This window comes from Bremerella sp. JC817, from assembly GCF_040718835.1.
Lineage (GTDB): Bacteria > Planctomycetota > Planctomycetia > Pirellulales > Pirellulaceae > Bremerella.
Map to the genome: position 1 here is coordinate 1 of NZ_JBFEFG010000189.1, position 313 is coordinate 313.

Here is a 313-nt window from a genome sequence, read left to right on the forward strand (position 1 = left end):
CTCGTGATCACGTCGCCGGCCGGGGATGGCGTTGTCTGACGATCTCGCCAAACTTTTCGCAGCCAGGCTTTCAGATTGAAACGTTCGCTTTCGCGGAACAACTGACGAAGGATGGTCGCCTGAATAACTTCGCGGAAAACAACATCGCCGTTGTCGATACCAACACCTTTGAGTCGAGATCAGCATGGACGGTCGCGGCCGGGCATTGGACAACGTGTTCATCGAAAGATTGTGGCGAAGCGTGAAATACGAGGACATCTACCTCAAGCAATACGAATCAGGAGCCGATTGTCAGAAAGGGCTGACTCAATAT

The 313-nt window shown here is 52.4% G+C and carries 1 pseudogene; it reads left to right on the top strand.

Annotated features, from left to right (window positions below):
• Window positions 1–172 precede the first annotated feature (172 nt).
• Window positions 173–313, top strand: a pseudogene (locus AB1L30_RS00905) (integrase core domain-containing protein); the annotation flags it as partial.